Origin of the sequence: Parageobacillus caldoxylosilyticus NBRC 107762, from assembly GCF_000632715.1 — a bacterium.
Lineage (GTDB): Bacteria > Bacillota > Bacilli > Bacillales > Anoxybacillaceae > Saccharococcus > Saccharococcus caldoxylosilyticus.
Genome location: NZ_BAWO01000059.1, coordinates 11,690 through 36,900 on the forward strand (window position 1 = coordinate 11,690; position 25,211 = coordinate 36,900).

At 39.6% G+C, this 25,211-nt stretch carries 33 protein-coding genes; 3 read left to right on the plus strand and 30 right to left on the minus strand.

The window, feature by feature from the left end:
* Positions 1 to 12 precede the first annotated feature (12 nt).
* The 25 genes from GCA01S_RS15410 to eutL all read right to left on the minus strand — a co-directional run bounded on the left by GCA01S_RS15410 (position 13) and on the right by eutL (position 20,727).
* Entirely contained in the window at positions 13 to 657 is a 645-nt protein-coding gene (locus GCA01S_RS15410; RefSeq protein WP_042411188.1) for a Phenylacetic acid catabolic protein, read from the minus strand.
* Positions 657 to 893 carry a hypothetical protein gene (locus GCA01S_RS15415; RefSeq protein ID WP_042411149.1) on the minus strand — a complete coding sequence of 79 codons (237 nt, stop codon included), beginning with the start codon at positions 891 to 893 and terminating at the stop codon, positions 657 to 659. Before GCA01S_RS15415 ends, GCA01S_RS15410 begins: the two co-directional genes overlap by 1 nt.
* Entirely contained in the window at positions 890 to 1,216 is a 327-nt protein-coding gene (locus tag GCA01S_RS15420; RefSeq protein WP_017434534.1) for a metal-sulfur cluster assembly factor, read from the minus strand. Before GCA01S_RS15420 ends, GCA01S_RS15415 begins: the two co-directional genes overlap by 4 nt.
* The gene (locus GCA01S_RS15425) at positions 1,216 to 2,151 is read right to left on the minus strand and encodes a Phenylacetic acid catabolic protein (protein ID WP_042411152.1); all 936 of its coding nucleotides are present in this window, start codon (positions 2,149 to 2,151) and stop codon (positions 1,216 to 1,218) included. Before GCA01S_RS15425 ends, GCA01S_RS15420 begins: the two co-directional genes overlap by 1 nt.
* Before the next feature lie 474 nt (positions 2,152 to 2,625).
* Entirely contained in the window at positions 2,626 to 3,612 is a 987-nt protein-coding gene (locus GCA01S_RS15430; protein WP_017434532.1) for an MBL fold metallo-hydrolase, read from the minus strand.
* Positions 3,613 to 3,633: 21 nt separating this feature from the next.
* Positions 3,634 to 4,509, minus strand: a complete 876-nt coding sequence (locus tag GCA01S_RS15435; RefSeq protein ID WP_026078404.1) for a PaaX family transcriptional regulator — start codon at positions 4,507 to 4,509, stop codon at positions 3,634 to 3,636.
* Between the two features lie 211 nt (positions 4,510 to 4,720).
* Complete coding sequence (locus GCA01S_RS15440) at positions 4,721 to 5,521, minus strand: enoyl-CoA hydratase/isomerase family protein (RefSeq protein WP_042411155.1); 801 nt, start codon at positions 5,519 to 5,521, stop codon at positions 4,721 to 4,723.
* Between the two features lie 124 nt (positions 5,522 to 5,645).
* Positions 5,646 to 7,127 (minus strand): aldehyde dehydrogenase family protein, encoded by a 1,482-nt coding sequence (locus tag GCA01S_RS15445; RefSeq protein WP_017435933.1) that lies wholly within the window; start codon positions 7,125 to 7,127, stop codon positions 5,646 to 5,648.
* A 15-nt stretch (positions 7,128 to 7,142) separates the two neighbouring features.
* Entirely contained in the window at positions 7,143 to 7,328 is a 186-nt protein-coding gene (locus tag GCA01S_RS20225) for a hypothetical protein (RefSeq protein ID WP_155835588.1), read from the minus strand.
* Positions 7,292 to 7,465, minus strand: coding sequence for a PaaD-like zinc ribbon domain-containing protein (locus GCA01S_RS21495; RefSeq protein ID WP_430758500.1), 174 nt, complete (start codon positions 7,463 to 7,465; stop codon positions 7,292 to 7,294). Before GCA01S_RS21495 ends, GCA01S_RS20225 begins: the two co-directional genes overlap by 37 nt.
* Positions 7,466 to 7,910: 445 nt before the next feature.
* Complete coding sequence (gene eat / locus GCA01S_RS15450; RefSeq protein WP_042411158.1) at positions 7,911 to 9,308, minus strand: ethanolamine permease; 1,398 nt, start codon at positions 9,306 to 9,308, stop codon at positions 7,911 to 7,913.
* A gap of 26 nt (positions 9,309 to 9,334) precedes the next feature.
* On the minus strand, positions 9,335 to 10,186 hold the full coding sequence (gene eutC, locus GCA01S_RS15455; protein ID WP_042411161.1) for an ethanolamine ammonia-lyase subunit EutC: 852 nt from the start codon (positions 10,184 to 10,186) through the stop codon (positions 9,335 to 9,337).
* Between the two features lie 24 nt (positions 10,187 to 10,210).
* On the minus strand, positions 10,211 to 11,572 hold the full coding sequence (locus GCA01S_RS15460) for an ethanolamine ammonia-lyase subunit EutB (protein WP_042411164.1): 1,362 nt from the start codon (positions 11,570 to 11,572) through the stop codon (positions 10,211 to 10,213).
* Positions 11,573 to 11,585: 13 nt separating this feature from the next.
* The gene (locus tag GCA01S_RS15465) at positions 11,586 to 13,043 is read right to left on the minus strand and encodes an ethanolamine ammonia-lyase reactivating factor EutA (RefSeq protein ID WP_042411167.1); all 1,458 of its coding nucleotides are present in this window, start codon (positions 13,041 to 13,043) and stop codon (positions 11,586 to 11,588) included.
* A gap of 28 nt (positions 13,044 to 13,071) precedes the next feature.
* Positions 13,072 to 13,662, minus strand: a complete 591-nt coding sequence (locus GCA01S_RS15470) for an ANTAR domain-containing response regulator (protein ID WP_017435938.1) — start codon at positions 13,660 to 13,662, stop codon at positions 13,072 to 13,074.
* Positions 13,659 to 15,077: a sensor histidine kinase gene (locus GCA01S_RS15475; RefSeq protein ID WP_042411190.1), complete on the minus strand. Its 1,419-nt coding sequence runs from the start codon at positions 15,075 to 15,077 to the stop codon at positions 13,659 to 13,661. Before GCA01S_RS15475 ends, GCA01S_RS15470 begins: the two co-directional genes overlap by 4 nt.
* An 89-nt stretch (positions 15,078 to 15,166) precedes the next feature.
* Entirely contained in the window at positions 15,167 to 15,613 is a 447-nt protein-coding gene (locus GCA01S_RS15480) for a EutP/PduV family microcompartment system protein (RefSeq protein ID WP_042411171.1), read from the minus strand.
* Positions 15,610 to 15,948, minus strand: a complete 339-nt coding sequence (eutS, locus tag GCA01S_RS15485) for an ethanolamine utilization microcompartment protein EutS (protein WP_017435941.1) — start codon at positions 15,946 to 15,948, stop codon at positions 15,610 to 15,612. Before eutS ends, GCA01S_RS15480 begins: the two co-directional genes overlap by 4 nt.
* Before the next feature lie 14 nt (positions 15,949 to 15,962).
* On the minus strand, positions 15,963 to 16,229 hold the full coding sequence (locus tag GCA01S_RS15490; RefSeq protein WP_042411174.1) for a EutN/CcmL family microcompartment protein: 267 nt from the start codon (positions 16,227 to 16,229) through the stop codon (positions 15,963 to 15,965).
* Positions 16,230 to 16,234: 5 nt separating this feature from the next.
* Positions 16,235 to 17,032, minus strand: a complete 798-nt coding sequence (locus tag GCA01S_RS15495) for a hypothetical protein (protein WP_042411178.1) — start codon at positions 17,030 to 17,032, stop codon at positions 16,235 to 16,237.
* 10 nt (positions 17,033 to 17,042) lie between these two features.
* The gene (gene pduL, locus GCA01S_RS15500) at positions 17,043 to 17,822 is read right to left on the minus strand and encodes a phosphate propanoyltransferase (RefSeq protein WP_042411180.1); all 780 of its coding nucleotides are present in this window, start codon (positions 17,820 to 17,822) and stop codon (positions 17,043 to 17,045) included.
* A gap of 11 nt (positions 17,823 to 17,833) precedes the next feature.
* On the minus strand, positions 17,834 to 18,121 hold the full coding sequence (locus GCA01S_RS15505; RefSeq protein ID WP_017435945.1) for a BMC domain-containing protein: 288 nt from the start codon (positions 18,119 to 18,121) through the stop codon (positions 17,834 to 17,836).
* Positions 18,122 to 18,159: 38 nt separating this feature from the next.
* The gene (locus GCA01S_RS15510; RefSeq protein ID WP_052510051.1) at positions 18,160 to 19,665 is read right to left on the minus strand and encodes an acetaldehyde dehydrogenase (acetylating); all 1,506 of its coding nucleotides are present in this window, start codon (positions 19,663 to 19,665) and stop codon (positions 18,160 to 18,162) included.
* Positions 19,666 to 19,668: 3 nt separating this feature from the next.
* A complete protein-coding gene (locus GCA01S_RS15515) occupies positions 19,669 to 20,055 on the minus strand; it encodes a BMC domain-containing protein (RefSeq protein ID WP_017435947.1) in 387 nt (128 codons plus the stop codon).
* An 18-nt stretch (positions 20,056 to 20,073) separates the two neighbouring features.
* Positions 20,074 to 20,727 carry an ethanolamine utilization microcompartment protein EutL gene (gene eutL / locus GCA01S_RS15520; RefSeq protein ID WP_026078524.1) on the minus strand — a complete coding sequence of 218 codons (654 nt, stop codon included), beginning with the start codon at positions 20,725 to 20,727 and terminating at the stop codon, positions 20,074 to 20,076.
* Positions 20,728 to 21,226: 499 nt separating this feature from the next.
* On the opposite strand from eutL, the gene GCA01S_RS15525 reads away from it, so the two are divergent.
* Positions 21,227 to 22,351, plus strand: a complete 1,125-nt coding sequence (locus GCA01S_RS15525) for an NAD(P)/FAD-dependent oxidoreductase (RefSeq protein ID WP_042411194.1) — start codon at positions 21,227 to 21,229, stop codon at positions 22,349 to 22,351.
* A gap of 177 nt (positions 22,352 to 22,528) precedes the next feature.
* Here GCA01S_RS15525 and GCA01S_RS15530 read toward each other — a convergent pair whose 3' ends face one another.
* On the minus strand, positions 22,529 to 22,840 hold the full coding sequence (locus GCA01S_RS15530; RefSeq protein ID WP_042411182.1) for a hypothetical protein: 312 nt from the start codon (positions 22,838 to 22,840) through the stop codon (positions 22,529 to 22,531).
* Positions 22,841 to 23,204: 364 nt separating this feature from the next.
* On the opposite strand from GCA01S_RS15530, the gene GCA01S_RS15535 reads away from it, so the two are divergent.
* A complete protein-coding gene (locus tag GCA01S_RS15535) occupies positions 23,205 to 23,546 on the plus strand; it encodes a hypothetical protein (RefSeq protein ID WP_042411184.1) in 342 nt (113 codons plus the stop codon).
* Positions 23,547 to 23,745: 199 nt separating this feature from the next.
* Here GCA01S_RS15535 and GCA01S_RS21355 read toward each other — a convergent pair whose 3' ends face one another.
* The 4 genes from GCA01S_RS21355 to GCA01S_RS15545 all read right to left on the minus strand — a co-directional run bounded on the left by GCA01S_RS21355 (position 23,746) and on the right by GCA01S_RS15545 (position 24,914).
* Positions 23,746 to 23,967 (minus strand): IS3 family transposase, encoded by a 222-nt coding sequence (locus tag GCA01S_RS21355; protein WP_155835592.1) that lies wholly within the window; start codon positions 23,965 to 23,967, stop codon positions 23,746 to 23,748.
* On the minus strand, positions 23,964 to 24,308 hold the full coding sequence (locus tag GCA01S_RS21360) for a DDE-type integrase/transposase/recombinase (protein ID WP_369492349.1): 345 nt from the start codon (positions 24,306 to 24,308) through the stop codon (positions 23,964 to 23,966). Before GCA01S_RS21360 ends, GCA01S_RS21355 begins: the two co-directional genes overlap by 4 nt.
* On the minus strand, positions 24,248 to 24,493 hold the full coding sequence (locus GCA01S_RS21365; RefSeq protein WP_155835590.1) for an IS3 family transposase: 246 nt from the start codon (positions 24,491 to 24,493) through the stop codon (positions 24,248 to 24,250). The genes GCA01S_RS21360 and GCA01S_RS21365 overlap by 61 nt, the downstream gene beginning before the upstream one ends.
* A gap of 145 nt (positions 24,494 to 24,638) precedes the next feature.
* The gene (locus tag GCA01S_RS15545) at positions 24,639 to 24,914 is read right to left on the minus strand and encodes a helix-turn-helix domain-containing protein (protein ID WP_081804207.1); all 276 of its coding nucleotides are present in this window, start codon (positions 24,912 to 24,914) and stop codon (positions 24,639 to 24,641) included.
* An 87-nt stretch (positions 24,915 to 25,001) separates the two neighbouring features.
* On the opposite strand from GCA01S_RS15545, the gene GCA01S_RS15550 reads away from it, so the two are divergent.
* Positions 25,002 to 25,211, plus strand: a 210-nt coding sequence (locus GCA01S_RS15550; RefSeq protein ID WP_155835591.1) for a helix-turn-helix domain-containing protein, incomplete at its 3' end; no start/stop codon positions are given.

The window sequence follows — 25,211 nt, forward strand, 5'->3', positions numbered from 1 at the left end:
CATGATCGTCACTCACTTCATATGAACAAGATGTTCGGTATTGAATTCTTTTAATTGTTCTTTAAATTTCTCCGTTAATTTCACGTTTTTCGGCAGGTATCCTTCCGTTTGTAATTTTTGGTTTTGTTCAACTTTCGCAAGCCATGCATATACTTCATCAATAATCCCATTCAATGATTCCCTAAATCTATGAGGAACGGCCCCCTGATCATGACGAAGCTGTTTGGCCCAATTTTTGGCGTATATAATATGATCTTTCTGTTCTCGAATAAGCTTTTGAATTCGGGAGGCGACTTTGGAGTGGCTTGATTCAAGTGTGGATTGCAATACGATGTGAATCGCAGTATTCACAGTGTATAGTGCGGCGATAAGCGAAATCCAGTTATGAACGTTTACAACTCCTCTGAATGCTTTTCCTGTTTGTCCGCGAATCTCCGCTTTTTTTCCTTTCACTCCTCTTAAATCAAAGCACCAATTGTATAATAGCCTCGCATGGCCTAATTCTCCTTGAGCCATGGCAACAGCAGCCAATGTTGCTTCCAAATTCGGTCCACTCACACCGATTTCCACCAAACGGTCACCAAGCATATATTTGTTATCAGCGATGGTTTCTAGCAACTCGATAAATGAATGTACACCTAGTTGCATTTCGCTCATCATGATTCATCTCCTTTTTCGGCAAATAACCCATCTGGTTTTCTTACCCACACTAATTGGTCCCTGTCAACGACAACCATCTCCGACCAATCTTCTTCATCGTAAGTAAAAGATGCATATATTTTCGCGAGTTCTTTATTTTCCGCTTCTACGGTGCCGATGTACATTAAGTGATCTCCCCTCTTGATGCGAGCAAAAACATCAAAGGTAGACCTTCTTTCTTTTTCGATGATCATCTTGCGCTTACCCCCCAATATTTCAATTTCTCCCGTCCTTCAGGGCTTAAGCGGTCAACCGTCCAAGGAGGATCCCAAACAACATTGATATTGACCGTTTTCACTTCCTCTTCTTCCAGCAGTCTTTTTTTAATATCGCTTTCAATCCATTCCATACAGGCGCAGGAAACAGCGGTATATGTCATCGTAATGTCGATTTCGTCGCCGTTCTTTTTAATATCATAGATCAAGCCCATATCCACAACACTAATCGGAAATTCAGGATCCATGACTTCCTTGAGCGCTTCCCAATATTTTTGCGTATCCGTGCTTACCTTTTCCATCACACTACCTCTTTTCTTAGCTGTTCTAATTCTTTTGCTCCTTTTTGAATTCTTTCAACAAACTGTTTATTTTTTGGTCCGCGTTGTTTGAAGCGTTTAATCACGTTTTCCCATGTATCCGGCTGATCAAATAGCCACTTTTTGTTCACAGGATCAAATTTGCAAGGGAACGGTACATCTAGTACATATTTTTGCTGCTGTTCATCATAGTGGGCTGGTACTTTCACGCCGATCGATTCACAGAAAGGAACAGCCGTTGACAACCATTTTTGGCGAAGCTCATCATTCGTCCTGCCTTTTAAGCGATATTCAAGCTGTGCCGATCGGCTTTTCAAACCATCCGCAACCCCAAAGAACTCCAGCGCCATTAAAAACATCCAATCCACCGCTTTTTGCACTTCCTCGCGCAATTCGGGATCTTGCATCGCTGTTCTCATGATGACTTCACCGTTTCGAAGGTGAAACAATTCCTCTTTATCCACCTTTACTAAAGCTCGTTTCCACGGACCATATGAGGTATGTTCAAAAGCATCTCCAAGCAGCGTATATCCAGCGCGGTCGAAGAAGGCGTTAAACACGCCAAATTCAATCCAATTAGAAAGTTCAAAGTCAAAAGCATACGGATTTTTCCAACGATGCGGCTCTCTGTTATACAGCAAATCGTCTACGTCTTCGCCTAAATCTTTTAACAAACGATAAGCGATGTGGGCATGACCGATTTCGTCCTGCATGATCGCTAATGCAGTAATCTTGCTGTTCAATGTAGGGGCTTGATCGTAAACCGTTAGTAAAGGAGGAATGCTTAATAATTCCGTATCTCCAACAATGAGTAACGTTTGTTTTAGCGCGTTCAAATATTCCTCATTCATGTCTTCCAGCCCTTCAACGATAAACCCGTTTTGAACCTTTTCTTTTAAAAGAGCTGCCTTATCCATTTTTTCACCTCTCTGTATTATGTTTTTTTATTGATCGTCTGTTTAACATAATATTAATCCACCCAAAACAACTTTGTCAACGTAAAAATAAGAAAAATATGAAAATTTAATTTTATGATTATTTTCAGAAATTCATTTAGAAAATATAAGGAATTTGAAAAGACTTCCTAAAGTTGAAAAACATCAACATGATACTGCGGCTATAACACTTATTAAACGATCGTATAATTTTATACAATAACATATAGAAGTCATTGCTGCACTCCCGAAGATTCCAGATATATGCATGTGAATTTTTTAACACCTACTTATCGCTTCATACGCCACATGAATGGTTTCTGTAGCCGCAAGGGCCTTTGGCGCATTGATTCTGTGCAAGCGGTGTGTGCGCTTCTTGTGCCCATCCCCCCCTGAAAATAGCTAACAGCGGCGCAAGTTTGGTGCAAGCAAATAAAAAAGAGCGCAAAGCTTAAGCTATGCGCCCTTTTCAACATTGTGTTTATAAAATATAATACCGTTTCGTTCACCTTTGATTAATTGATTCATTGACACTAGATATTCCAAATGGGCCAATGTTTCAGCGATGGCAAATCTCCATTGATGAGGTGACAACTTTTTATGCTGAAACACTTCACTGGCAATTTTATAAGCAGTTTGGCCGTCTTTCGCAAGGGAAAACATTTGATTTAGCCGTTTTTCATGATGCAGGCGAATTTCTGAAATTCTTTCTTGAATTTGATGAATAACGGCTCCATGAGCCGGAAGAACCAATTTTATGTCCAACTCATCTATTTTATTTAATGAAGAAAAATAATCTTTAAGGGGATTAGGACGGCATCCCGGCCATAAACTAATGTTTGGCGTAATCTTATCTAACACATGATCGGCAGCAAGGAGCAAACGCTGTTCCGGCTGATAAAAATTTACAAGCCCATCACTGTGGCCTGGTACTGGAATAACCCTCCAAGTTTTCCCGCCCAATGTCACTTCTTTTTCCTCTAAAACAGTAAGAGAAGGAAGGGGCGTTACATGTTTGGATAGTTTTTTCATGTTCTCTTCAATTTGAGCGGCAAGGCTGTCCGGGACGCCATTTTGTCTGCAAATCGCACCGACTCGGCTAGCCTGCCGGCTGTTTTGTCCCCAAACACGCTCAGCCATTACATAGTCTTCTTTGCTGATAAATACTTTTGCTCCCGTTAACTCCTGCATCCATCCAGCCAAACCAAAATGATCGGGATGAAAATGCGTTAAATAAATAGAACGGATATTTTTCGGATTCACGCTCAGTTGTTTAAAAACTTGTTTCCACGTATCCACCGCATCAGGATAATGAAACCCTGCATCCACTAAACTCCACCCATCCGCTTCTTGAAATAAATAGCAATAAACGTATTTCATCGGAAAAGGTACCGGGATGGGAATCCGATATATTTTTTCTTCAATTTGCTCAATATTTAACATAAAAATTCACCTACTTGTAAATTAAATAATGTCCATAAAAGGATTTATCGCTCTGTCCCGATTAGCAACGAATTTACAATCAGGGGCCTTTTCAAATAATGTCTCAAAATATCTTATTGCTGGCACTGATAAAAGCTGGTGAACATTGAAGAAGAGCTCCCTTGCTTTTGTCCCACTCCAATCCGGAGGCAAAAGATCATTCGGAAAACTTGGATCAATAAAGAAAAATTTCCGATATTCGTGAACAAGCTTCGTTCTTTCAATAAAACATTCTCTGTCTGACAATTCATTGTTCCATGCACGTTCTTTGAAATCATCAAATTTTTTTCGATATTTTTCAATGAACATATCATATTCTTTCGCGATTTCATCGAAATTCCATCCTCTTTGAATCAATTCTTGATTATCATGAGAAACAATCGAGCTTGAAGTAAAAAGAATGACGTATGGTTCCAAGTGATAGTCTTTAATGAATTCCATCACTTGTTTTTCAACAGGATTCGGGCTTGCCCATGTGCCATGGGAAATCAAGCCAAATCCCATCAAGCTTAACTCCTTTCGAATTTGGTTGCGAAGCTCTCTTTTTTCCTCGGGAACCGAGTACGTTAAAATCCGCCAGTAACCGTCCCATTTGTAGTTTCTCATCGAATACACGCGGGTAAACCCGTCCATCATCGTTCTCTTTCCTTTACTTGTAAGAGAATAATAGCTGTTATTGCCAATTTTTCTAACTTTGAAAAAACCTTGCTGCACCATCCTTAAAGCGGCTCCTCGGATGGAAGATTCGGAAATGCCAAAATGGGACATCATATTAATTAAACTTCCGATCCATACTTCATTGCCATAATGTTGAATGTACTCACCAAATAAGGTAAACATTAGAGCTCTTGGCCTCATAGCTACTCACACCCGTCTTTTTTTGAATTTTGCCTCTTTTTTTATTATGCTAGATGAAATTTCATTTTTACAAGTTGTTTCTTAGTAAAAAACTTGCCGATTGGCGAGTTTGTTGCTCATGAGAAGCTGTTTCGCTTATTTTAGATGAAACTATATTTCACGCTATGAAAAAACATATCGGCCAAGGTGACCGATATGTTTTTTCATTCTATTAAATTCCTTTCCAATTTGGTTTCCGTTTTTCCAAAAATGCACTTAATCCTTCTTTCGCATCTTCCGAACGGAACAATAAGTTTTGAAGTTCTCCTTCGTAGCGGATCGCCACGTTTAACGGCATTTCTTTTCCGTTCATAATGGCGAGCTTGATGTTGGATACCGCATATGTCGCACTATTGACGATCTTTCTCGCATATTCCAATGTTCTTTCTCTCGTTTCCGCTTGCGGGAACACTTTGTTTACTAGTCCGATTTCCAGTGCTTCCTGCGGCGTAATCGTTTCCCCTGTAATGTTCATATCCAGGGCTCTGGAGTATCCGATTAAACGGGCTAAACGCTGCGTTCCACCCGTTCCTGCCAACACGCCAAGGGATACTTCCGGCAATCCGATTTTTCCTGCTTCATCTCCCATGAAACGAAGGTCGCAAGCCAGGGCCATTTCTAATCCGCCGCCTACGGTATGCCCTTCTAAACATGCAATGTACACTTGCGGAGAGCGGGCGATTTTATCCAATGTTTCATTGCAGAACAAACAAAATTGCGTTTTAAAGCGCGGATCTGCTGCTTTCAAAAAATTGATGTCCGCACCAGCAGAGAAAAACTTCGGAACATCGCTCATTAATACAACGACTTTAATATCCGGATCAAAACGAAGGTCATCAATCGCCGCGTTGAATTCTTGATAAAATTCAAGATCGTAAGCATTGGTTTTATTGATGTGAAGATGGATTTCCGCGATCCCGTTATCTTTTACCACCGTTAAATTTTTCTTTTCAATTGCAACTGCTTCTGACATGAATATTCCTCCTCTAATTTTATGTTTTTAAAACTTTCGTTTATTAAATATAATATAATTAATTTTCTGATATTTTTCAATATTAATTATATATTATTTTAACGATATTTTAAAAATAATAATATTAAATTCCGAATAGATTTAACGGTTTGCTTCCAATATAGGAAACAACACTTTTTGTTTCTGTATAAAGATTTAATGTTTCAAGGGCAAGTTCCCTGCCAAACCCTGACTGCTTGTATCCCCCAAATGGAGTTCCAGGAAACGCTGAAATCGGGGAATTCACCATTACAATCCCTGCACGAATGCGTGCAGCCACACGATGCGCCCTTCCGTGATCTTTCGTCCAAATGGCAGATCCTAATCCGAAAATCGTATCATTTGCTTGACGAATGACCTCTTCTTCGTCGTTAAATTTCATCACCACAACTACGGGACCAAAGATTTCTTCTTGAGCAACTCTCATATCATTTGTGACATTTCCTATAATAGTCGGCATGTACCAATACCCTTTTTCAAACTGCTCTCCTTCTGGAACTCTGCCCCCATAAAGGATTTCTCCGCCTTCTTCTACTGCCAGTTTCACGTATTGGTCGATAACTTGCTGATGGCTTTTTGAGATAACAGCTCCCATGTGAACACCTTTTTCAAACGGATTCCCCACTCGAATGCGGGAAGCTTTTTCGATAAATTTTTCCATAAATTCATCGTATATGCTTTCATGAACAAACAAACGGGAACGAGCTTCACAAGATTGCCCTGTATTATAGAAAATGCCGTAAAGGGAGCCATTCACAGCAGCTTCCATATCACAATCATCAAAAACGATGTTCGGCGATTTTCCGCCCAATTCCAAAGTGACTCGTTTTAAAGTATCAGAGGCACGTCTCATAATATCTTTACCTGTTTCCGTTTCACCGGTAAATGCCACTTTATCAATTCCTGGATGTTCTGTCATGTACGGGCCGATTTCAGAACCGCTTCCGGTGATGACGTTTATCACACCTTCCGGAACACCGGCTTCGTGACAAATCTCCGCCAACATATAGGCTGTAATTGGGGTATAACTTGCTGGTTTTAACACGACGGTGCATCCCGCTGCCAGAGCCGGGGCAACTTTCCAAGCAGCCATCATTAACGGATAATTCCAAGGAATAATTTGCCCGCATACACCAACAGGCTCTTTGACCGTGTAATTAAAGAAACCGTTTGGAACTTGATTCGTATCGCCTTGTAACGTAATTGCAGCAGCTGCATAAAACTCAAAGTCCTCGATTGCTTGCATAATTTGTCCTTTTGCTGCGTCTACCGTTTTCCCGCTGTTTAACACCTCCGCATAAACCAAATCTTCCAATCGCTCTCTCATGATGTTTGCGATGTTATTTAAAATACGTGCTCTTTTTGCTGCGGTCATTCTTGGCCATTTTCCGGATTCAAAAGCAGTACGAGCCGCTTGAACCGCTTTGTCCACATCTTCTTTTGTTGCCTTGGCAACCGTTGCAATCACCTCTTCTGTTGCAGGATTCAATACTTCAAAAACTTCACCGCTGCTGCTATCTACATATTGTCCGTTAATAAATAATTGGTAATGTTTTCTTATTTCCATCGATCTCATCCCTCTTTATATTTTTTCGATCATTGTCGCGATTCCGTGATCGACACCAACACATATGATGGCCAGCCCACATCTGAAGATCACATTTTCCACAAAAAAAAGATCGACTGGATTTCTGATGAGCAATTCTTTGATTACATGGGCGGCCAAACAGATTACACCTCCTTGTTTGTCTCTTTTTCTTTTTGCCATCGTATAAACTCGAAAACACTTTTACATTGATGACAGTAATATTGAGAAACTAATTGGGCAGTACCAAAAATGGACAATTTCGTCACATCGGTTGAATCGCAAAACGAACAGTGTACGGCCTCTTGACTCGGCACCATCGACACCTCTTTTACCTAAATATTATGTTTTTATTACCATCGTATATTTAACATAATATTAATAAAAAAGCGTTCGTTCTGTCAATAATTAAACCGAAAATAAAAAATATTATTTATTTTCATATAATTTATGATGAATTATCAACCTATAAACAAGAACGGATAACAACCGGTGAAAACTGGTCATCGCTCAGTCCATTTTGCTAAATGCTACCTATCCAAAAAGACAAGCCCTGGTTTCTTACCAACCAGGGCTTTCTTACATCAAACTACCCGCTGATGCTCATTGAAATGCCAATCTTCTCGTGGGAATATGATAAAAATATCTGTCACCTTTTGCGAATACCGAATAAACACAAGGAACGACAGTCTTCAATTTATATAATATTCTAAATATTTTTGAATAAAAATTTTCAAAGCTGGGTACAAATACTTTTTATACAGCTTATAATGATACATTCTGCTGACTAGATGCGACGTCTTCGATAGACACAAATTCCTCAGATATTGGACGAATTTTCTTTGCACCTACTAAGAAGTAGTAAATGCTTCCCGCGCCAAATACAAACAAAATTACAGCGATTAATGGAATTTCGATTCCGAAGAGAGGCAGATTTGTTGTTAACACACTATACTTTAATACGCAAAAGAATGAAATAATACCTAAAAAGAGTGCTATTCCCGGAACAACTGGGTAGCTTACCTTGAAAGGTCGTTCCATATGAGGCTCTTTTTTCCGCAATACAAACAGCGATATGAGACTCAAACAATACATGGTAATCGCACCAAATACAGATAAGATAATCAAAGCATTGGCAAAGCTAGCTGAACCAGCACTAACTACTCCTATAATACCAGGTACAATTAATCCCCAATGTGGAACTCCTCTTTTTGATAAGTTAGAGAGGAATCTAGGCAGATATCCTGCTCTGGCTAATGCAAACGTTTGTCGGGAGTAACCAATGATGATGCCATGCAGGCTTGCTATTAACCCAAACAAACCAATAATGGCGACCGTTTTTGGTAGAATATTATTTTCGCCGTAAACACCAGCTAACGCTTGTGGAAGCGGATAATCAGCAGGTTTTCCTTCTCCTCCGCCGAGCCCAGATGTTACAAGCAATGTAAGAACCGTTGCAGTCGCTAATGTCAAAATACCGGAAATAAACCCTTTTGGTATATCCTTTTTAGGATTACGAACTTCTTCTGCTGCCATCGCTCCTCCCTCAATAGCGAGGAAAAACCAAATGGCGAAAGGAATAGAAGCAAATATCCCTTCCCAGCCGTTAAAAAACGACATATCATTAAATATTGCAGAGCTCTTTACATGAGGTAATCCAGCGACGTAGTAAATACTTAAACCAATTAATGCCAAAATAGTAGCAACAAGCTCAATGATCGCGGCTCCTTTTACCCCTATTAGATTAATTAAAATAAAAAATGAAAAAACAGCCACTGTAGCATACACAGCGTTAATACTTGGAATTAAAAAGTTAATGTAGGCTCCTGTCGCAACAGCAATAGCAGGCGGAGCAAAAACAAATTCAAGCAAACAGGCTAATCCCGTCATAAACCCCATGTAAGGGCCCATCGCTTTTCTTGCATATGCAGATGGACCTCCAGCGTGTGGGATGGATGTGGAGAGTTCTGAATAGCTGAATATGAAAGTCGTATAAAAAATAGTAACAATAATCGCGGCAATCGCTAATCCTATTGTTCCACCTTGCTCAAATCCATAATTCCACCCGAAATACTGGCCTGAAATTACCATTCCTACTGCAATTCCCCATAAATGAATTGGTTTTAACTCTTTGTGTAAATGGTTATTCGTATTATTTGCCATTCTATCCTTCCTCCTTCAAATTACCGCTATAGTTCTAGACGAACTCCACTTGCTTTCTGGTCAATCATTTTCCGCAAAACCGTACCAATATAGGCACCAGCTTCCACGGGATGAGTGCCTCCTGAATGAATATTAGAAATCACGGTTCGCTCCGACTCTACCGTTCCTTTTCTCGGTCTATAGCACATATAGGCACTCATAGAATTGGCAGAAACAAGACCTGGTCTCTCTCCAATTAAAAGAACAAGAACTTCTGGCTGCAAAATCTCACCGATATGATCCATGCACGCCACTCTTCCACCTTTGACAAAAAAAGGAGTTCCTTGCGTTAACCCATTTACCTCTAATGAATCCAGCAACGCTGGATAAATGTCTCTAAGATTTGCCTCAATCGCACTCGCACTTAACCCATCCGAAACAACGATTTGTACCTGAGGCTTTTTTACACATCTTTCTTGGATCGTTTTGACTGCTTCTTCTGTAAGAACCCGACCTTTATCCGGTCTCTTTAAATAAACTTCTTTATTTTCATAACAAGTCTCTACTGTAAACAAATTAAATTCTTTAAGTAAACTATCAAGAACTTCTCCGCTAACCGCATCAACAGCTGCAGCATGATCAAGTTGTAATTTTAAAATTGTTTTTGTCAGTGGGCGTGTTCCTGTCCTCCACACCCCTATGCGTGCAGGAGTTACTTTTCGCAATTCATCAATTCCTTCAGGAAATTTTGGATTTGGCACATGAGTTAACCAATCAACTGCAGTGTAATGAAAGCTTTTTTCGTCTTTATCGATTTTGTCTTCTGATTGCTGAGATATTCTGGTCTGTAATTCCATCATCACTTTCTCAACAATTTGTTGAATATCCGCTTGATTCATTTCGCATACCACCACCTTTATAGCTTATAAAAATAAAGTAGGATCACCAGCTATCGATGTTAACCTTCCGTTCTCCATAATTCCCATCTTTTCTAGCCAGCGCTCAAATTCCGGAGCTGGTCGCATGTGAAGCAATTCTCTTAGTGTAGCAATGTCATGGAAGCTAAGAGATTGATAATTTAGCATACAATCATCCGCCATAGCCACACCGATTAAGAAGTTGACACCCGCTGCAGCCAGCAGGACTGCTAAGTTCTCCATATCATTTTGATCAGCCTTCATATGATTGGTGTAACAAACATCCACTCCCATCGGCAAACCATGAAGTTTTCCCATAAAATGATCCTCAAGTCCTGCACGAATCACTTGTTTACTGTTATATAAATACTCGGGCCCGATAAAACCCACTACTGTATTCACTATAAACGGTTTATATCGCTTAGCCAGCCCATAGCATCTAGCTTCTAACGTTAATTGGTCAATACCATGATGAGCATCTGCTGACAATTCTGATCCCTGTCCTGTTTCGAAATACCATACATTCGGACCAGCGGCTGTTCCTTCTTTTAAAATCAGTTCATTTGCTTCGTCTAGCAATTCGACACTAATGCCAAATGCTTTGTTTCCTAGTTCAGTACCTGCCAAACTTTGGAATAATAAATCTGCTGCCCCTCCCTGCTTAATCGCCCTCATTTGCGTTGTTACATGTGCTAAAACACAATTTTGCGTCGGAATATTCCACTTCTCAATTAACTCCTTTGTCATATTTAAAATCGCCTTCACACTGTCTGCCGTATCAATAACCGGATTAATTCCAATAACCGCATCCCCAACACCGTAACTTAATGCTTCAAAAATAGCTGCCTTTATTCCTTGTAAATTATCATTAGGATGATTAGGCTGTGCTCTCCCTGCTAATCGCCCCTTTTGACCAATAGTTGTGTTACAACGTGTTTCTACTGTGATTTTTGATGCTGCTTGGATCAAATCCAAATTTGTCATAATCTTCGTTACTGCGGCGATCATCTCGCTTGTTAATCCTCGGCGGATATGAGCGATTTCATTGTTCGTTACATTCGGTGATAAAAGGTATTCGCGAAGTTCTGCGACCGTCCAGTTTCGAATTGATGCGTAAATTTTTTCGTTAACCCCTTCCTCGATGACACGTGACACCTCATCTTCTTCTGGCGGCAAAAGAGGGTTATTTCGAATATCAGCAAGAGTTAACTCTGATAAAACATGTCTTGCTGCAATACGTTCTTGTGCATCTTGCGCATGAATCCCTGCTAGCTGGTCACCTGACTTTTCTTCATTCGCTTTTGCCATAATTTCTTTCAAGCTTTTAAATTGATAGGTTTTTCCCATTAATGTGATCGTTGTTTTCAAATGGAATCACCTCCTAATTTTTCATAAAAGCTAATGTTTTGATGACTACAGGAACCATACTTTGATTGATGGTTTCACCTATATCAATGTAGTCACCTTGTTCGACTACAACTTGATCAATCGAAATAATATCTACTTTATTTTTAGATTGAAGCACTAGCAATTGTCCGAGTGCTTTCGCAATATCGTTTTCACAGATGACTACCAAAACAGGATTCCTCGGAAAGTATTTTTCATAAAGTGAAAATAATACCTTTGCTACTTCTTTTAATGCTGCATAGGAACAATAAGAAATTCCCCGAATATGAATGGCAAAAGGAATTTCTTGTTCTCCTTGAAAGTATTGCTTCCACTCGATCATCGCCTGTTCGATTTGCTCATACACATAATCTCCGCTCTTTATTTGTTCATCGTTTAGCTCAATCACCATGATTGGTAAATTGCGGATTGGTAGACGTGACGCGGTAACATGTATAGTAGCCCCACTAATTTCTGTGCTTTGCATCCCAGCCCCGATTACGGTTGCTCGAGATGTTTGCGTTGCTTTAATTATTTTTAATGAACAATTTTCAATCGCCTTTACTACTTCGTGTGCAAGAAGCGGACCGATATCTCCATAAACAGCCGTATCATAGATCGTTTTAGGGGCTTCTTTCTCAAGCAACTGGCCAATTCCCCCGGAAATCATCACCTCATCGATAGGAGGAATCACTTGAAAACTGGTGCTGTGAATTAGCGAATCATCCAACCGAATCGGTTTCTGACCGGTTAACGAATTCAGCATATCTTTGCACATTTCTTGGACAATCTGCTGTATTTCTCTAAAACCAATTTTTTTCTTTACCTGCAGTTGATAATTTTTTGAATGCAACCATGGTTGAATAGATGAGGATATAAACGTAATTTCACCATTCTGATCTAATTCGATTAATCTTCCACCAACATGATAGGTAATGGTACCTAATACTTTCCCCCTCCGAAAAAGTGCAACATTCGCCGTTCCCCCACCAATATCAATGTTAGCAACCGTTCCTTTCACTTCTTTAGAGCGCAAAAAAGCGCCAGATCCTTTGCCGGCAAGCAACGCTTCCAAACTAGCACCAGCAATGGCAACGACAAAATCACCCGATTTTTCAGCTAAATAATGCAGGATGCTCTCCGCGTTTTTTTTCGTCGCGGTTTCGCCGGTTATGATCACAGCGCCAGATTTTACTTCTGATACATTCACTCCTGCCTTCTTATATTGCTCTTCAAGCCATCCCGCGAGAGTTTTCAAATCAATTTCATCCCGTTTCTCTTTTAACGGCGTTGAGTACATAGGGCTTTCATACACAATTTTTCTCTCCACAATTTCGTAGCGAGGCAATGAAAAATGACTGGATACTTTTGCATATTTTAAATGACTGACAATAAATTTTGTCGTACTTGTTCCGATATCAATTCCCACGCTAATAATCGATTGACCGTCCACTCTACTCACATCCTAAAAATCCTGCGTTTCAGTTATTTGCAACCGATTTCTCGTATTTTTCAAGAATTTTTTCAGCCAATTTAAACATAGAAATACGGTGTTCCATACTCTTTTTTCTCATCCACTCATAGGCTTTTTCTTCTGTACAAGAAAATCTTTTCATTAGTTTTCCTTTTGCCTTTTCAATGATTTTTCGTTCTTCTATTGACTTTTTTAATAGCTGAATGTCTCTTTCTAACAATTGAAATTGCTCCTGTTGGCTCTTTGCAATTTCAATGGCTGGAATTAAATCCTCTTCCGAAACAGGTTTTACTAAATAACCTGTTACTCCTGCTTCTTTCGCATCATTCACAAGCTCACGTTGACTATATGCTGTCAGCAAAATAACAGCTGATTGTTTGAAATTTCTGATGATTCTAGTCGCTTTTATACCATCCATTTTCGGCATTTTTATATCCATAATGACAATATCTGGTTTGAACCGATATACTAAATCAATTGCTTCCTCGCCATTTTTCCCTTCGCCTATCACTTCATATCCCGCTTGTATAAGCATTTCCTTTATATCCATGCGAGTAATTGGATCGTCATCAACAACAACAAGTTTTAACTTACTCATGTCATTAGCCCCTCCTTCGGAAGCGGAAAAGTGATGGTCACTTTTGTCCCGGGATGATTGTTTTCAAATTCTAAAATCCCTTCTAAATCTTCGGAGATGAGCGTCTGGCATATTTGAAGTCCAAGGCGTCCTTTTTGTTGGGCTTTTTCGAGATCAAATCCCACACCATCGTCTGTTACAGTAAGGCTTACAATTTGATTTTGTTCTTTCAAATAAATTTGGATGAATCCCTCATCACGGTTTACAAAAGCATGATTAATTGCATTTTGCACTAATTCATTAATGACAAGCGCTAAGGAACTGGCCTTTTGAGAAGGTAAATAAAGCGAACAGCCATCAACATGAACCGTAATCTTTTGTTCTGATTGTTTCATGGAGGAAATAATGGTATTTGATACTGATTCAATCACTTCTTTGCATTCAATCATATCCGTTCCTTCTAAAGAAAGAACTTCATGAACAATTGAGATGCTCGTAATTCGATTGATGATTTCACGGAAAATTTTTTCAACTTCTTGGGAGTCTATTCGCCTCATTTGCAATCGCAGCAAACTCGCAATCGTTTGTAAATTATTTTTCACACGATGGTGAATTTCCCTAATAACAGCTGATTTTATCATCAATTGCTTTTCTTTCTCTTTTAACTCCGATAAATCTCGCAAAAGAAGTACTCCTCCTACTGTTCGGTTATTTCGTTGAATCGAGACAGCTTTTAACTGAAGAAAGCGTTTTCCTAATTGAAATTCATGAAAAAACATTCCTTTTTGTATATCAAGTTCTTCTTTCATCATTGAACCAAACGGTAAGGAATCCACTTTCTCACCAACTAAATGGCCATTTGCTTCAAACATTTCTTTCGCTCGGTCATTGGCGAATGTTATATGATAATCCCGGTCAAATAATAGCAATCCTTCATGCATTAAATCTGGAATCGCAGCTTCTGACATGGCTACATGATAAAGAGTTTCACTTAATTGTTCGGTTGTTTCCATTAGTAGCTCCACGTTTTTTTCTTGTTGTACTTGTTCGGTAATATCTTGTTCCATAATTAATACACCGATTGTCTTTCCAAATTCATTTTGAATGGGCATCACATTTTGCTGCATGCTCACATTTTCTTGGGAGACCCCTCGTGATCCGATAACGGGCTTCCCAGTTTTGAAGCAAAAGAATACTCCAGGTTCGTTTTCCTTATAAGCAATTTTCCCAACAACCGGTTCGCTGTAGAGTGATTTGCCCGTCATCGGATGAGCTTCAGCGACAACGATCGCTTCTTCTCCTTTCGGTAGTAAACAATCAATAAACACATCCGCTTGCGATAAATCAGCGAACAATTGTAAATACTTCGATATCTCTTCTATAATTTTGATATCTTTTTTTCTTAAGAAAGAAGCCAACGCAGATACCTCCAGCATCAAGTTTCTACAACTCCCCTTCTTTTAAGTTAGTATTTTTATTCTTTCATTTTTTGAACAAGCAGTAAAGAAAGCTTTCTAAACAACATTTATGAAAGATACGATAAAATTCGTTCTTTTAATTCCATTATTCCTGCGAGAGTAACAGAAGAAGTAAAATAGATGTCTCCTATAGGTAATACAGTTCTTAAAAGTCGGGTTGCTGTCTCGATATCTGCGTTAGGATGATCGATTTTTGTTATTACTCCAATAGGTGTTAGAGGAAATCCAGATGCAAAATTCGGAGGTAAAGTAGAATCTTTTCGTGTAGCATCTTGAATAATTAATAAAACTTTTGCCTCTAGGGCTGTCGCCATTAATGTTCGATAATACATTGGATTCTGGCTGTATTCCCCTGGGGAATCGATAATCCAATTTGCATATTCAAGAGACTGTGTTTTTTTAGCAGAGGAATGTTCCTCACCAAGTAACCTTTTCGCCAATGTAGACTTTCCCGAACCAACCGGTCCAATAATAAGCACTTTTCCTCTTTTCATGACCTTGTGATCTCCGCAGTTGAAAATTTTAAAGTTTTAACAAAAAACTCATTTATATTTTGTATTGCTGTCTCTACATTAGAAACACTTCCAACAATCACCAAAGAACCTGTAAAACGGTCTAAGTAGCCAATCTCTACATCTGCCGATTTTGTAGCAATATCCGCAGCGATAATGGCAGTCTCTGTCGGAGTAACCGTTAAAATTCCAATGGCTCCGGCTTCGTTTATACCAAGGCGTGTATATAATGATTCATCAGGATTAGCAATAATATGAGCTAAGTTTAATTGCTTGCCGGGTACATATTCTTGAATAACGCGCTCTTTTTTCTCCATGCCATCTCTCCTTATTATTTGCGGTATTCAAAAGAATCTACAATCCCTACAACAACTGCATCAACAGGAGAGTCCTTACTGATTAATATTCTAGCGGAGCTTCCTCTTGAAACAATGACTGTTTCTCCATGCCCTGCCCCTATGCGGTCCGCACATATCACTTGTGTGCCTACATCTGTTCCATCGGCATGAATGGGCTGAACTAGTAAAAGTTTTAAATTGTCCATTCCTGCCTCCTTTTGCGTCGCCCAAACACTTCCGACCACCCTTCCAAGAAACAAGAGGATCACCCCTGCACAAATTTGACATCAATCTTCTTTTCATTTAATATGTCTTTTGCTTTTGGTGTAATTAATACCTTCTTATCGACTATCAGTGAATCATTTTCCTTCAAATGGTACTCTACCCAGTCTGCTGTTACTACGTTTCCTTGAAAGCTTTTTCCTTTGTTCACATCTGATGAAATTGTTTCATAACCTTTCAATTTTTCTAAAATTGTCCTATATATTTCCCTTTGCTTTGTAAGGATAATTCCCATGTTCTTTAAATCTTCTTTATATTGAATGAAGAGTTTTTGATAAGCGGGCGGCAGTGATAATTTTTTTAATGTTCTTCGATCGGAGCGCTTAATCCCTGGAACATCTTCACCGATGATAACCGGCTTTCCTAAAGTTAATGCGGAAAACACGATTTCCGCTTTAACCGAGCCTTTTAGTCCAAGAGCTATTCTTGCTGCATTATCTAAATCAATTTCCGGAATCACTACCGCATCATATTCTTTAGGAAGTTCTAAAGGAGCAGGGGCAAATTCGTCTGCTGCGATCACCTTCGTGGATCCTGTCGACTCAATTTGATGAAGACCAAGCCAAGCAGACGTCTCTCCATCTAAGAATAAGAAATCATAGTCAATTTCTTTATTATTTAGTTGTATAAACTGATCTGTAAATAGTTCGTGAGCGGAACTATCACAAAAAACGAACAACACCTTTTTACGTTCTTTTTTACTGGTTTTTGCTTTTTCTAAAAGGTCGCGTACAATCGTCTCCACTAATGTCTTTAATTCTAAATTTATGTCGTGACCCATTTCATCACCTCTAAGCCCTTGCTCTAAAAAGTTCCCCGTTTTTTCCGATTACTTTGACAAAATCACCCGTCCTTAAGTTCGCGGCATTTGCCTCGTCGGTATCAATATGGAAATCAAGAGTAAATCTCTCGTTTACTCGAACAACGACTTCTGGAAAAACAACCGGCCGATCAGATATAGCTTGAACCATAAGTCGATCGCCGTCTTTCACTTTGAACTCCTTTGCATCATCTGGAGACATATGAACATGGTTTTTTGCAACAATAACACCTTGTGAAATCGTGATAGAGCCAACTTTTCCAACTAGTGTAATACCAGGTGTCCCTTCAATGGAACCGGAAAGCCGGACAGGTGGATGAATCCCAAGAGTAAACCCATCAGTACGCGAAATTTCTACTTGGGTTAACTCTCTTGCAGGACCTAAAACCCTTACTCTCGACAGGATACCTTTAGGACCAACAAGTGTCACTGTTTCCTCTGCGGCAAATTGTCCAGGCTGTGAGAGTGGGCGGTACGGTGTTAATTCATATCCTTTTCCAAATAGAACTTCCACATCATGAGGCGAAAGATGAACATGCCGATTAGAAACCCCTACCGGAATTCTCCATTCCTTTGTTTGAACGATATTTTGAATTGAGTTACTGCCCATCACTTCAATTTTTATTCCACGGTCACGCAAAAAGTCTCGGGCAGCGGGCGTCAACCGATGTTGATGTGAAATGAAATAAGGATTTGATAACGTTCCTTTTAACATTTCTGCTCTTAAATGTGTTTCCGTAATCACCGTCATTTACTTCTAACCTACTCCCCTGCTTTTGGAAGAAGAAGTTCAATATCTGCGTGAGGACGTGGGATTACATGAACAGAGATTAATTCCCCAACCTTTTCAGCTGCTGCAGCACCAGCGTCCGTTGCTGCCTTTACCGCTCCAACATCTCCTCTTACTAAAACTGTTACCAGTCCGCCGCCCACTTGCACTTTTCCGATTAACTTTACGTCTGCAGCTTTTACCATTGCATCCGCCGCTTCAATTGCTCCAACTAACCCTTTTGTTTCAATCATCCCAAGTGCCGAATATTCTCTTGCCATGTTAAATAACCTCCTTAAAATTTTATAAGATTATCAATTTATTTCATTTCTGCAAGGATTCTCTTAACAATCTCCGTAATCTCTTCCCTGCTGATTGTTAAATTCCCACCTTGATCTATAGAAACGTTCTTTCCCGTTTCGGAAACATCTGTTATTTTTACTGACTGCAAAGTTTCGCTCTTTGTAGTGTTGTTCATTTCCCTTATGCCAAATGCCACTCGTTTTACATTCATCAAATGCTGCGGTCCAATATTATCAGACGTAATATTGTTTCCGTAAGAGCCACATCCAAGAGTCAGAGATGGAAAAATTCCTGTTGTTGCTCCTATTCCACCAAATGTCGTTCCAGAGTTTACCACAATTCTTGAAGCCGGTTGCTTTAACGCAAATGCTTTGATTACTGCATGATCTTGACAATGAATCCCTAATGTATGCCCCAATCCGCCTGTCTCTAATAATCTAATACAGACATCGCATCCTTCCTCCCAGCCATCTACTGTATACAAAGCTAAGATAGGGGAGAGTTTTTCAATTGCAAAAGGGATATTTTTTCCAATTTCTTTTTCTTCTCCAACTAAAACTTTTACCTCTGTAGGAAAAGATAAACCTGCCATCTTACCGATTGCTTGAGGTGATTTCCCAACAATTTTTGGATTTAAACTTCCTTCTGTGAGTATTATAGATTCTACTCTCTCTTTTTCCGTTTCCGACAATAGATACGCACCGTATTTTTTGAGTTTATCCATAAAAGCTTGTTTTATCTCTCTTTCTACGACAACCGCCTGTTCTGAAGCACAAATGGTACCGTAATCAAACGCTTTGCTTTCAATGATATGCCGTGCCGCTTGGTCTAAATCAGCGCTTGTATGGACATACACAGGAACATTTCCTGGCCCCACTCCGTAGGCAGGCTTCCCAGAACTATAAGCCGCCTTCACCATTCCGGGCCCACCAGTTGCAAGAATTACATCTGTTAATTTATGTGACATTAGTTCTCTCGTTCCCGGCAAAGATGGATATTCCATACACTGAATAATATTTTTTGGTGCTCCAGCATCTTGTGCAGTTTTTGCCATGATCTTCGCAGCTTCTAATGAACACTTCAGCGCTGAAGGATGAGGACTGAAAACAATTGCATTTCGTGCTTTTACCGCAATAAGAGATTTAAAGATGATGGTGGACGTCGGATTGGTGGAAGGAACGACTCCAGCGATAACACCGACTGGCTCCGCTATTTCCCAAACTTGTTTATTTTCATCAATACCTATAATTCCAACGGTTTTCATATCTTTAATAGCCGCATATACTTCTTTCGCTGCAAAAAGATTTTTTGTCGTTTTATCTGTTTCATTACCAAATCCAGTTTCTTCTGTAGCCATTCGTGCTAAAAAGCTCGCATGTTTTTCCGCCTCTAAAGCCATATTTTCCACAATTCGATCAATCTGTTCCTGCGACAATTCTGCTAGTTTTTTCTGTGCTTCTCTAGCTCTTTGGAGAAGATTGCGTGCTTCCTGAACCGATAGTAAATCAAAATCTGCCATCATCGTTTAACAATCACCTCCTTGATCGACATTAATACTTGATTCTTCTGATAATCGACTGTTTTCTATATTCTCGCTTTTCATTTTTTTCTTTCTTTCCCGTTTTTTTATTGGGTTTCCAATCAAATGATGGATAACATTTTTATCAGGACGAGGAATCACATAAGAAGCACGATACTCTCCAATCTCCTTCGCTTTCTGCACCCCTGCTGAAACAGCTTCCTTTACAGATGCTACATCACCGATAAAATAGACCGTTACAATCCCTGCATCAGGTTTCTGGTATGTAACAATCCGAATATCAGCTGCTTTTACAGCTTCATCAGCCGCAGCAATTAGCGAAGTCAACCCTATTGTTTCAATCATACCAAGTGCATAATAAGAATTTTTCATTGTAACGATCCCTCTTTCCTAAAAAGATTTATGAGGGTGCCGAGCAACATTTTGCACTGCCTCCGCAAAAGCTTGTGCAGCTGCTGTACATGCAGATTGGCTTCCAGTTAATAATCCGCCTCCAAAATTTGTTTCAGTCGGGGGCGCATACAATTCGCAAATTTTCACGTCAGATGCCTTTAATGCTGCATCTAACCCATACATCGCTTCAAGAGGGGGCGCTATTAAGTAAGCTAATGGCTCACCCGGTTGAATCCCTGCAATTTTGGATAAGTAACTGCCCGTTCTCGATATTGTGTACGCATAATACGCGTGACTTCCTTCCTCATTTAATGAATAAAAACATGGTCCATTTTCAATCATTTCAAATACTGCTTCTAATCCGCTCTTTACATCAGAAGGATTTTCTCCCCCCAAAATTCCAATAAACTCACCAGAGAGCGGACCCGATGCGTGAGCAGAACCTGCATAGAAGGATTTCGCATACACTACTTCTACCGCTGCCTTTTTGGTCGCTTCATCTAGGGCAGTATAGCCAACATCATCAATCGTTAATGTAACTAAGGCAAGACTTCTTATATGGGTTGCTAAATTTAATTTGTTTGCTAAACCAGGATCAACATTGGAGATGATTCGACTCGCTAGCACTTTCGCCCGAATTGGCTCTCCTATCACAACATTTTCACCTCCCCAAAACAAAAAGGTGCCCTGTGCAGAGAAAAAAGCTCTACACATTTAGGCACCTTTGCCTGTGATTATGAACTTGTAAAAATACTCATTTTGTTTGATCATATTTTTCTCATAATTAATGTTATTTACATATCCTCATCTTGTCAATATATTTTTTGAATAATACGAAAATAGCAAAAATATTTTACATAAATTGTCATAACGATAATTACGTGACAAATTTTGTACGATTAATTTCAAGCTGTATTTGTGGAGGGTGCCTGAAAAAACAAGGGAACATAATTCTATAGCAAAATCCTAACTATACTTGAGCAAATGCACTAAATATAAATTTACAATCAAACAAAAAAATGGCGAACAGTGGCAGGCACTGTTCGCTAAGGTGTCCCCCTTAGAAATGAACTCTTGTTTCTTTTCGCAAATGCTTCATTATGTGCTATTCTTAATGATGGAAAAAGAAAAAACAGAAAAGGTGTTTTTTATGAAATCATACATAGTCGTTGGAGGCGGAATTTTAGGAGCGTCTACCGCTTATCACTTAGCAAAAGAAGGAGCGAAGGTAACATTAGTAGATAGAGGTGACAAAGGCCAAGCAACGGATGCCGCGGCTGGAATTGTTTGTCCATGGGTTTCCCAGCGCCGAAATAAGCTTTGGTATCGTTTAGCGAAAGGCGGAGCGAGATTTTATCCTGCTTTAATAGAAGAACTTAGATCCTATGGTGAAACGGAAACGGGATATGAGCGTGTAGGAGCAATCTGTCTCCATACAGATGAAGAAAAGCTGCAAAAGATAGAGGAAAGAGCATTACAACGTCGTGAAGACGCACCGGAAATGGGCGAAATTACGCGGCTGTCTCCGAAGGAAACAAAAGCGCTATTTCCGCCATTAGCAAAGGGGTATAGCTCCATTCATGTCAGCGGCGCCGCCCGCGTCAATGGAAGAGCACTTCGCGACTCTTTAGTTAAGGCAGCTCAAAAGCTTGGGGCTACTTATATCAGAGGAAACGCAACACTTATCCATGAAGGTGCTCGGGTCATCGGTGTTGAAGTCGAAGGAAGACAATATGCAGGAGATGCAGTCATTGCAACGGCTGGCGCGTGGTCAAAAGAGCTGCTTCTACCGCTAGGCATTGAATTTTTAGTGGTGCCGCAAAAAGCACAAATCGTCCATCTTGAAAGACCAGAACAGGATACAGACAACTGGCCTGTTGTCATGCCGCCAAGTAATCAATATCTCCTTGCCTTTCAAAATGGCCGTATCGTTGTTGGCGCAACTCATGAGGATGAGGCTGGCTTCGATTGCAGAATAACGGCTGGCGGTTTGCACGAAGTATTAGACAAAGCCTTAACCATAGCTCCAGGGCTGGCAAATTGTACTCATCTTGAAACAAGAGTTGGTTTTCGTCCATACACTCCTGGGTTTCTTCCAGTCTTTGGAGCGCTTCCAGGTTTTAAAGGCATCTATGTGGCCAACGGATTAGGCGCATCCGGACTGACAGCTGGTCCTTACTTAGGTTCTGAACTGGCCAAGCTCGTGCTCGGAAAACCAACAGAATTAGACCCTCTTGACTATGATGTCGCTGGCGCCATTAAAAAAATAGAATAAAACCCCCGAAGTTGATAAGAGTCGTGCTCGAATCCCCCTCTCGCCTATATTGGCATCATGTAGAGGGGGCTTTTTAAAGGAAGTTTGGTGTTTTCGTATTACATATCAACGATGCAGTCGCGACAACACCCCGTTCAAACACGCAATCGTAATTCGTTTTCGATTCGGTTGTCGTCATTATAGCTCCTCTATCTTTCGCCGAATTTGGGCAATTTCCCTGCTTATTTCATGAAAAAGTTCATCTGCAGTCGCATCAATATGTGCCTCGATTTGCCGCAAGTCCCTGTATATCAATTCATACGCTGCCCTCGACTCTCCCTGCCAATACGGAACATACTCCTCATTTGCGCGATAAAAGCCACGAGTGCCTTGATAAAACTCCTCTATCGCTTCTTTGACTTGCCCCTGATAGGACTCAAGGCAATCGATCATCGTCCCGTAAGCCCTGTGTTCCACTTCTTTTTCGATCGATTCCCATAAAGACGACACCTTGATTTCCTCTCCCCCATTTACACACTATACAAATGGTAACATAAGGAAAGTAAGGATAAATCATGATATATTCCTGTTTTGCCAAATGCCATCAGGACTTTTTCCTTATCGATGATTCTGCTATGCGAAACATGTCAAAGCCCCTTCGTAAATTACCTTGTTTCATACAACTCGGTCATCATGTTGTACAAGCCGGTGATACATTATGGACAATTCAAATGTTTGTAGTTTTTATTTATAGTTCCCACCTAAAATAAATCATAAATGAAATGACAATGTAATTTTTCAGTAAACGGGGTGTAAAAAAGTTGCGTTAAAATAAAGAAGGGACAAACTATATAGACGGTGGGAAGGTGTTTTCATGGATGAAATGACGAAACAATCATACATACAGAAATCCCTTGAAGAATGGAAGGAAGATATATCTGAAGTATTGAGCCAGATTAATCAAGAATATGAGGAAGTCAAACAAGAGTTAAGAGTTTACGCGTATAAATACAGCATTACAAAGCAAGTGATTCAGTCGACAGTGAACGAAGAAATCATTAAAACGATTCGCCAGCGTTACCATATACCATTTGAAGAGAAATATGAAAAACTGAAAGAAGCTATTCGTGATTTAGAAGAGAAAAGACGTGTTTTCCAAATGTTTGTAGATAAAATTGACGAAGTCACCCGGAAGGAAACGGCAAAGCCTGTGTGACATATAATATATATGAAACTTTTGAACGCCTCATCAATTTTTATCTCGGCGGACTTTTCAATCCAGAATCGTAGCCACAATGGGAATTCCTATACTCATAAAGTTGATGTACAAACCGGATGCGGTACATTTACAAGAAAGAGTCAACAATTACTGAACTTACCCCTGTCAAGTAGACAGTAAATAATAAGGAATCTTATTAAGCGGCTGTAGCCAGATATTCTCTAGGGCTACAGCTGCTTAATTTCGTTTGTATCCGTTCATTGTTGTAGAATTCTATGTACTGTAAAACGGCTTGCTTCATTTCTTCAGCCGTTTCAAATGAGTGCATATAGATACATTCTGTCTTTAAATGGCTAGAAAAGTTTTCCATGCAAGCATTATCTAAACAATTCCCTTTTCTAGACATACCGGCCCTTATATTGTATTGTTTAAGTAGTGCGTGATATTGTCTTGATGTGTACGGAAATCATTAGTGAATATGGATGAGGATTCCAGACACATCTTTTTTCGTTTTATCGCTAGCTTCACGGTATCGATGACGAGCCTGACATTATTTCGATGACTGATTTGATAAGCAATAATCTTGTTGTTATATAAATCTTTCACGGCGGATAAATATAATCGGATGCCATTGCTTTGAAGATACGTAATATCCGTCACCCACTTCTCATTTGGTCTTTTGGCTTGAAATTCTTGATTCAAATGGTTATCCGTACTACATATGCCTCTTTCTTTCCAAAATACTTTCGCTTTCTCCAAATTTTTGCTTGAATCCCTAGTTCTTTCATTAACCGATATACTCTTTTGTGGTTGATAGTTAGGTTGTATTTTTTCCTGAGCCAAGCTGTGATTCGAGGATAACCGTAAATTCTATGGACAGCTTGGTAACACTCCCGAATCTTTGCTTTGATCTGCTCATTCTCTATTTGTTTTTTCGTCTTCATGAATTTTCTCTTTCTTCACTTGTAGAATCCACTTCTTGAAACACCGGATACCTCACAGAGTAGGCGAATGGAATAGTTCTAGCTCTTCTATTACCTGATATTTGTCTCTTACTTTCTCTCCCTCTTTCTTAGCGCTATAGCTTTTTTAACTATTCATTCTCCGCACGTGAACGTTCCAGTTCTTGTTCAGGTTCAAAGGATTGCTTCTTGGTCTACCTTTACGTAACCCTTTTGTCTTGTCCCTTTTCTCTTCTAATCCTTGAATTCCTTCGTTTTTATAGTGAGTAACCCATCTATGTAACATGGAAGAAGAAATGTGAAATGGATCCATGATCTCGCGCTTCGTCCATCCCTCATCCAAATATTTCTTCACTACGTCTAATTTATATTCTTTACTGTAAGTTTTTCTGATTTTGCCCATAAAAATATCCCCTCCATAGTAGTGATATTATCCCTCTTGTGTAGGCAGTGTAGAAAAAGGACACACTGCTATACAGGAGGGATTTTTTTGGATAAATCAAATGCAAAATACAAAAGCTATGGTTTTGAATTTAAATTACGTACAGTCATGATGTATTTGAATGAACAATTAGGCTATCGAAAAGTGGCCAAGAGAATGGGAATAAAAGATCCTAAAAGGGTACGTATTTGGGTAAAGAACTATCAACAGTATGGAGAAGAAGGATTAAAAGAACGTAGAGGAAAAACCATTTCCTCT

Bases quoted from the DNA above. Each gene is read 5' to 3' on its own strand.
- GCA01S_RS15410 (WP_042411188.1), bottom strand. From the start codon at position 657: ATGAGCGAAATGCAACTAGGTGTACATTCATTTATCGAGTTGCTAGAA.
- GCA01S_RS15415 (WP_042411149.1), bottom strand. From the start codon at position 893: ATGATCATCGAAAAAGAAAGAAGGTCTACCTTTGATGTTTTTGCTCGC.
- GCA01S_RS15420 (WP_017434534.1), bottom strand. From the start codon at position 1,216: ATGGAAAAGGTAAGCACGGATACGCAAAAATATTGGGAAGCGCTCAAG.
- GCA01S_RS15425 (WP_042411152.1), bottom strand. From the start codon at position 2,151: ATGGATAAGGCAGCTCTTTTAAAAGAAAAGGTTCAAAACGGGTTTATC.
- GCA01S_RS15430 (WP_017434532.1), bottom strand. From the start codon at position 3,612: ATGTTAAATATTGAGCAAATTGAAGAAAAAATATATCGGATTCCCATC.
- GCA01S_RS15435 (WP_026078404.1), bottom strand. From the start codon at position 4,509: ATGAGGCCAAGAGCTCTAATGTTTACCTTATTTGGTGAGTACATTCAA.
- GCA01S_RS15440 (WP_042411155.1), bottom strand. From the start codon at position 5,521: ATGTCAGAAGCAGTTGCAATTGAAAAGAAAAATTTAACGGTGGTAAAA.
- GCA01S_RS15445 (WP_017435933.1), bottom strand. From the start codon at position 7,127: ATGGAAATAAGAAAACATTACCAATTATTTATTAACGGACAATATGTA.
- GCA01S_RS20225 (WP_155835588.1), bottom strand. From the start codon at position 7,328: ATGGCAAAAAGAAAAAGAGACAAACAAGGAGGTGTAATCTGTTTGGCC.
- GCA01S_RS21495 (WP_430758500.1), bottom strand. From the start codon at position 7,465: ATGGTGCCGAGTCAAGAGGCCGTACACTGTTCGTTTTGCGATTCAACC.
- eat (WP_042411158.1), bottom strand. From the start codon at position 9,308: ATGGCAAATAATACGAATAACCATTTACACAAAGAGTTAAAACCAATT.
- eutC (WP_042411161.1), bottom strand. From the start codon at position 10,186: ATGAATCAAGCGGATATTCAACAAATTGTTGAGAAAGTGATGATGGAA.
- GCA01S_RS15470 (WP_017435938.1), bottom strand. From the start codon at position 13,662: ATGAGTAAGTTAAAACTTGTTGTTGTTGATGACGATCCAATTACTCGC.
- GCA01S_RS15475 (WP_042411190.1), bottom strand. From the start codon at position 15,077: ATGCTGGAGGTATCTGCGTTGGCTTCTTTCTTAAGAAAAAAAGATATC.
- GCA01S_RS15480 (WP_042411171.1), bottom strand. From the start codon at position 15,613: ATGAAAAGAGGAAAAGTGCTTATTATTGGACCGGTTGGTTCGGGAAAG.
- eutS (WP_017435941.1), bottom strand. From the start codon at position 15,948: ATGGAGAAAAAAGAGCGCGTTATTCAAGAATATGTACCCGGCAAGCAA.
- GCA01S_RS15495 (WP_042411178.1), bottom strand. From the start codon at position 17,032: ATGGGTCACGACATAAATTTAGAATTAAAGACATTAGTGGAGACGATT.
- pduL (WP_042411180.1), bottom strand. From the start codon at position 17,822: ATGACGGTGATTACGGAAACACATTTAAGAGCAGAAATGTTAAAAGGA.
- GCA01S_RS15505 (WP_017435945.1), bottom strand. From the start codon at position 18,121: ATGGCAAGAGAATATTCGGCACTTGGGATGATTGAAACAAAAGGGTTA.
- GCA01S_RS15510 (WP_052510051.1), bottom strand. From the start codon at position 19,665: ATGATGGCAGATTTTGATTTACTATCGGTTCAGGAAGCACGCAATCTT.
- GCA01S_RS15515 (WP_017435947.1), bottom strand. From the start codon at position 20,055: ATGAAAAATTCTTATTATGCACTTGGTATGATTGAAACAATAGGGTTG.
- GCA01S_RS15525 (WP_042411194.1), top strand. From the start codon at position 21,227: ATGAAATCATACATAGTCGTTGGAGGCGGAATTTTAGGAGCGTCTACC.
- GCA01S_RS15535 (WP_042411184.1), top strand. From the start codon at position 23,205: ATGGATGAAATGACGAAACAATCATACATACAGAAATCCCTTGAAGAA.
- GCA01S_RS21365 (WP_155835590.1), bottom strand. From the start codon at position 24,493: ATGAAGACGAAAAAACAAATAGAGAATGAGCAGATCAAAGCAAAGATT.
- GCA01S_RS15545 (WP_081804207.1), bottom strand. From the start codon at position 24,914: ATGGGCAAAATCAGAAAAACTTACAGTAAAGAATATAAATTAGACGTA.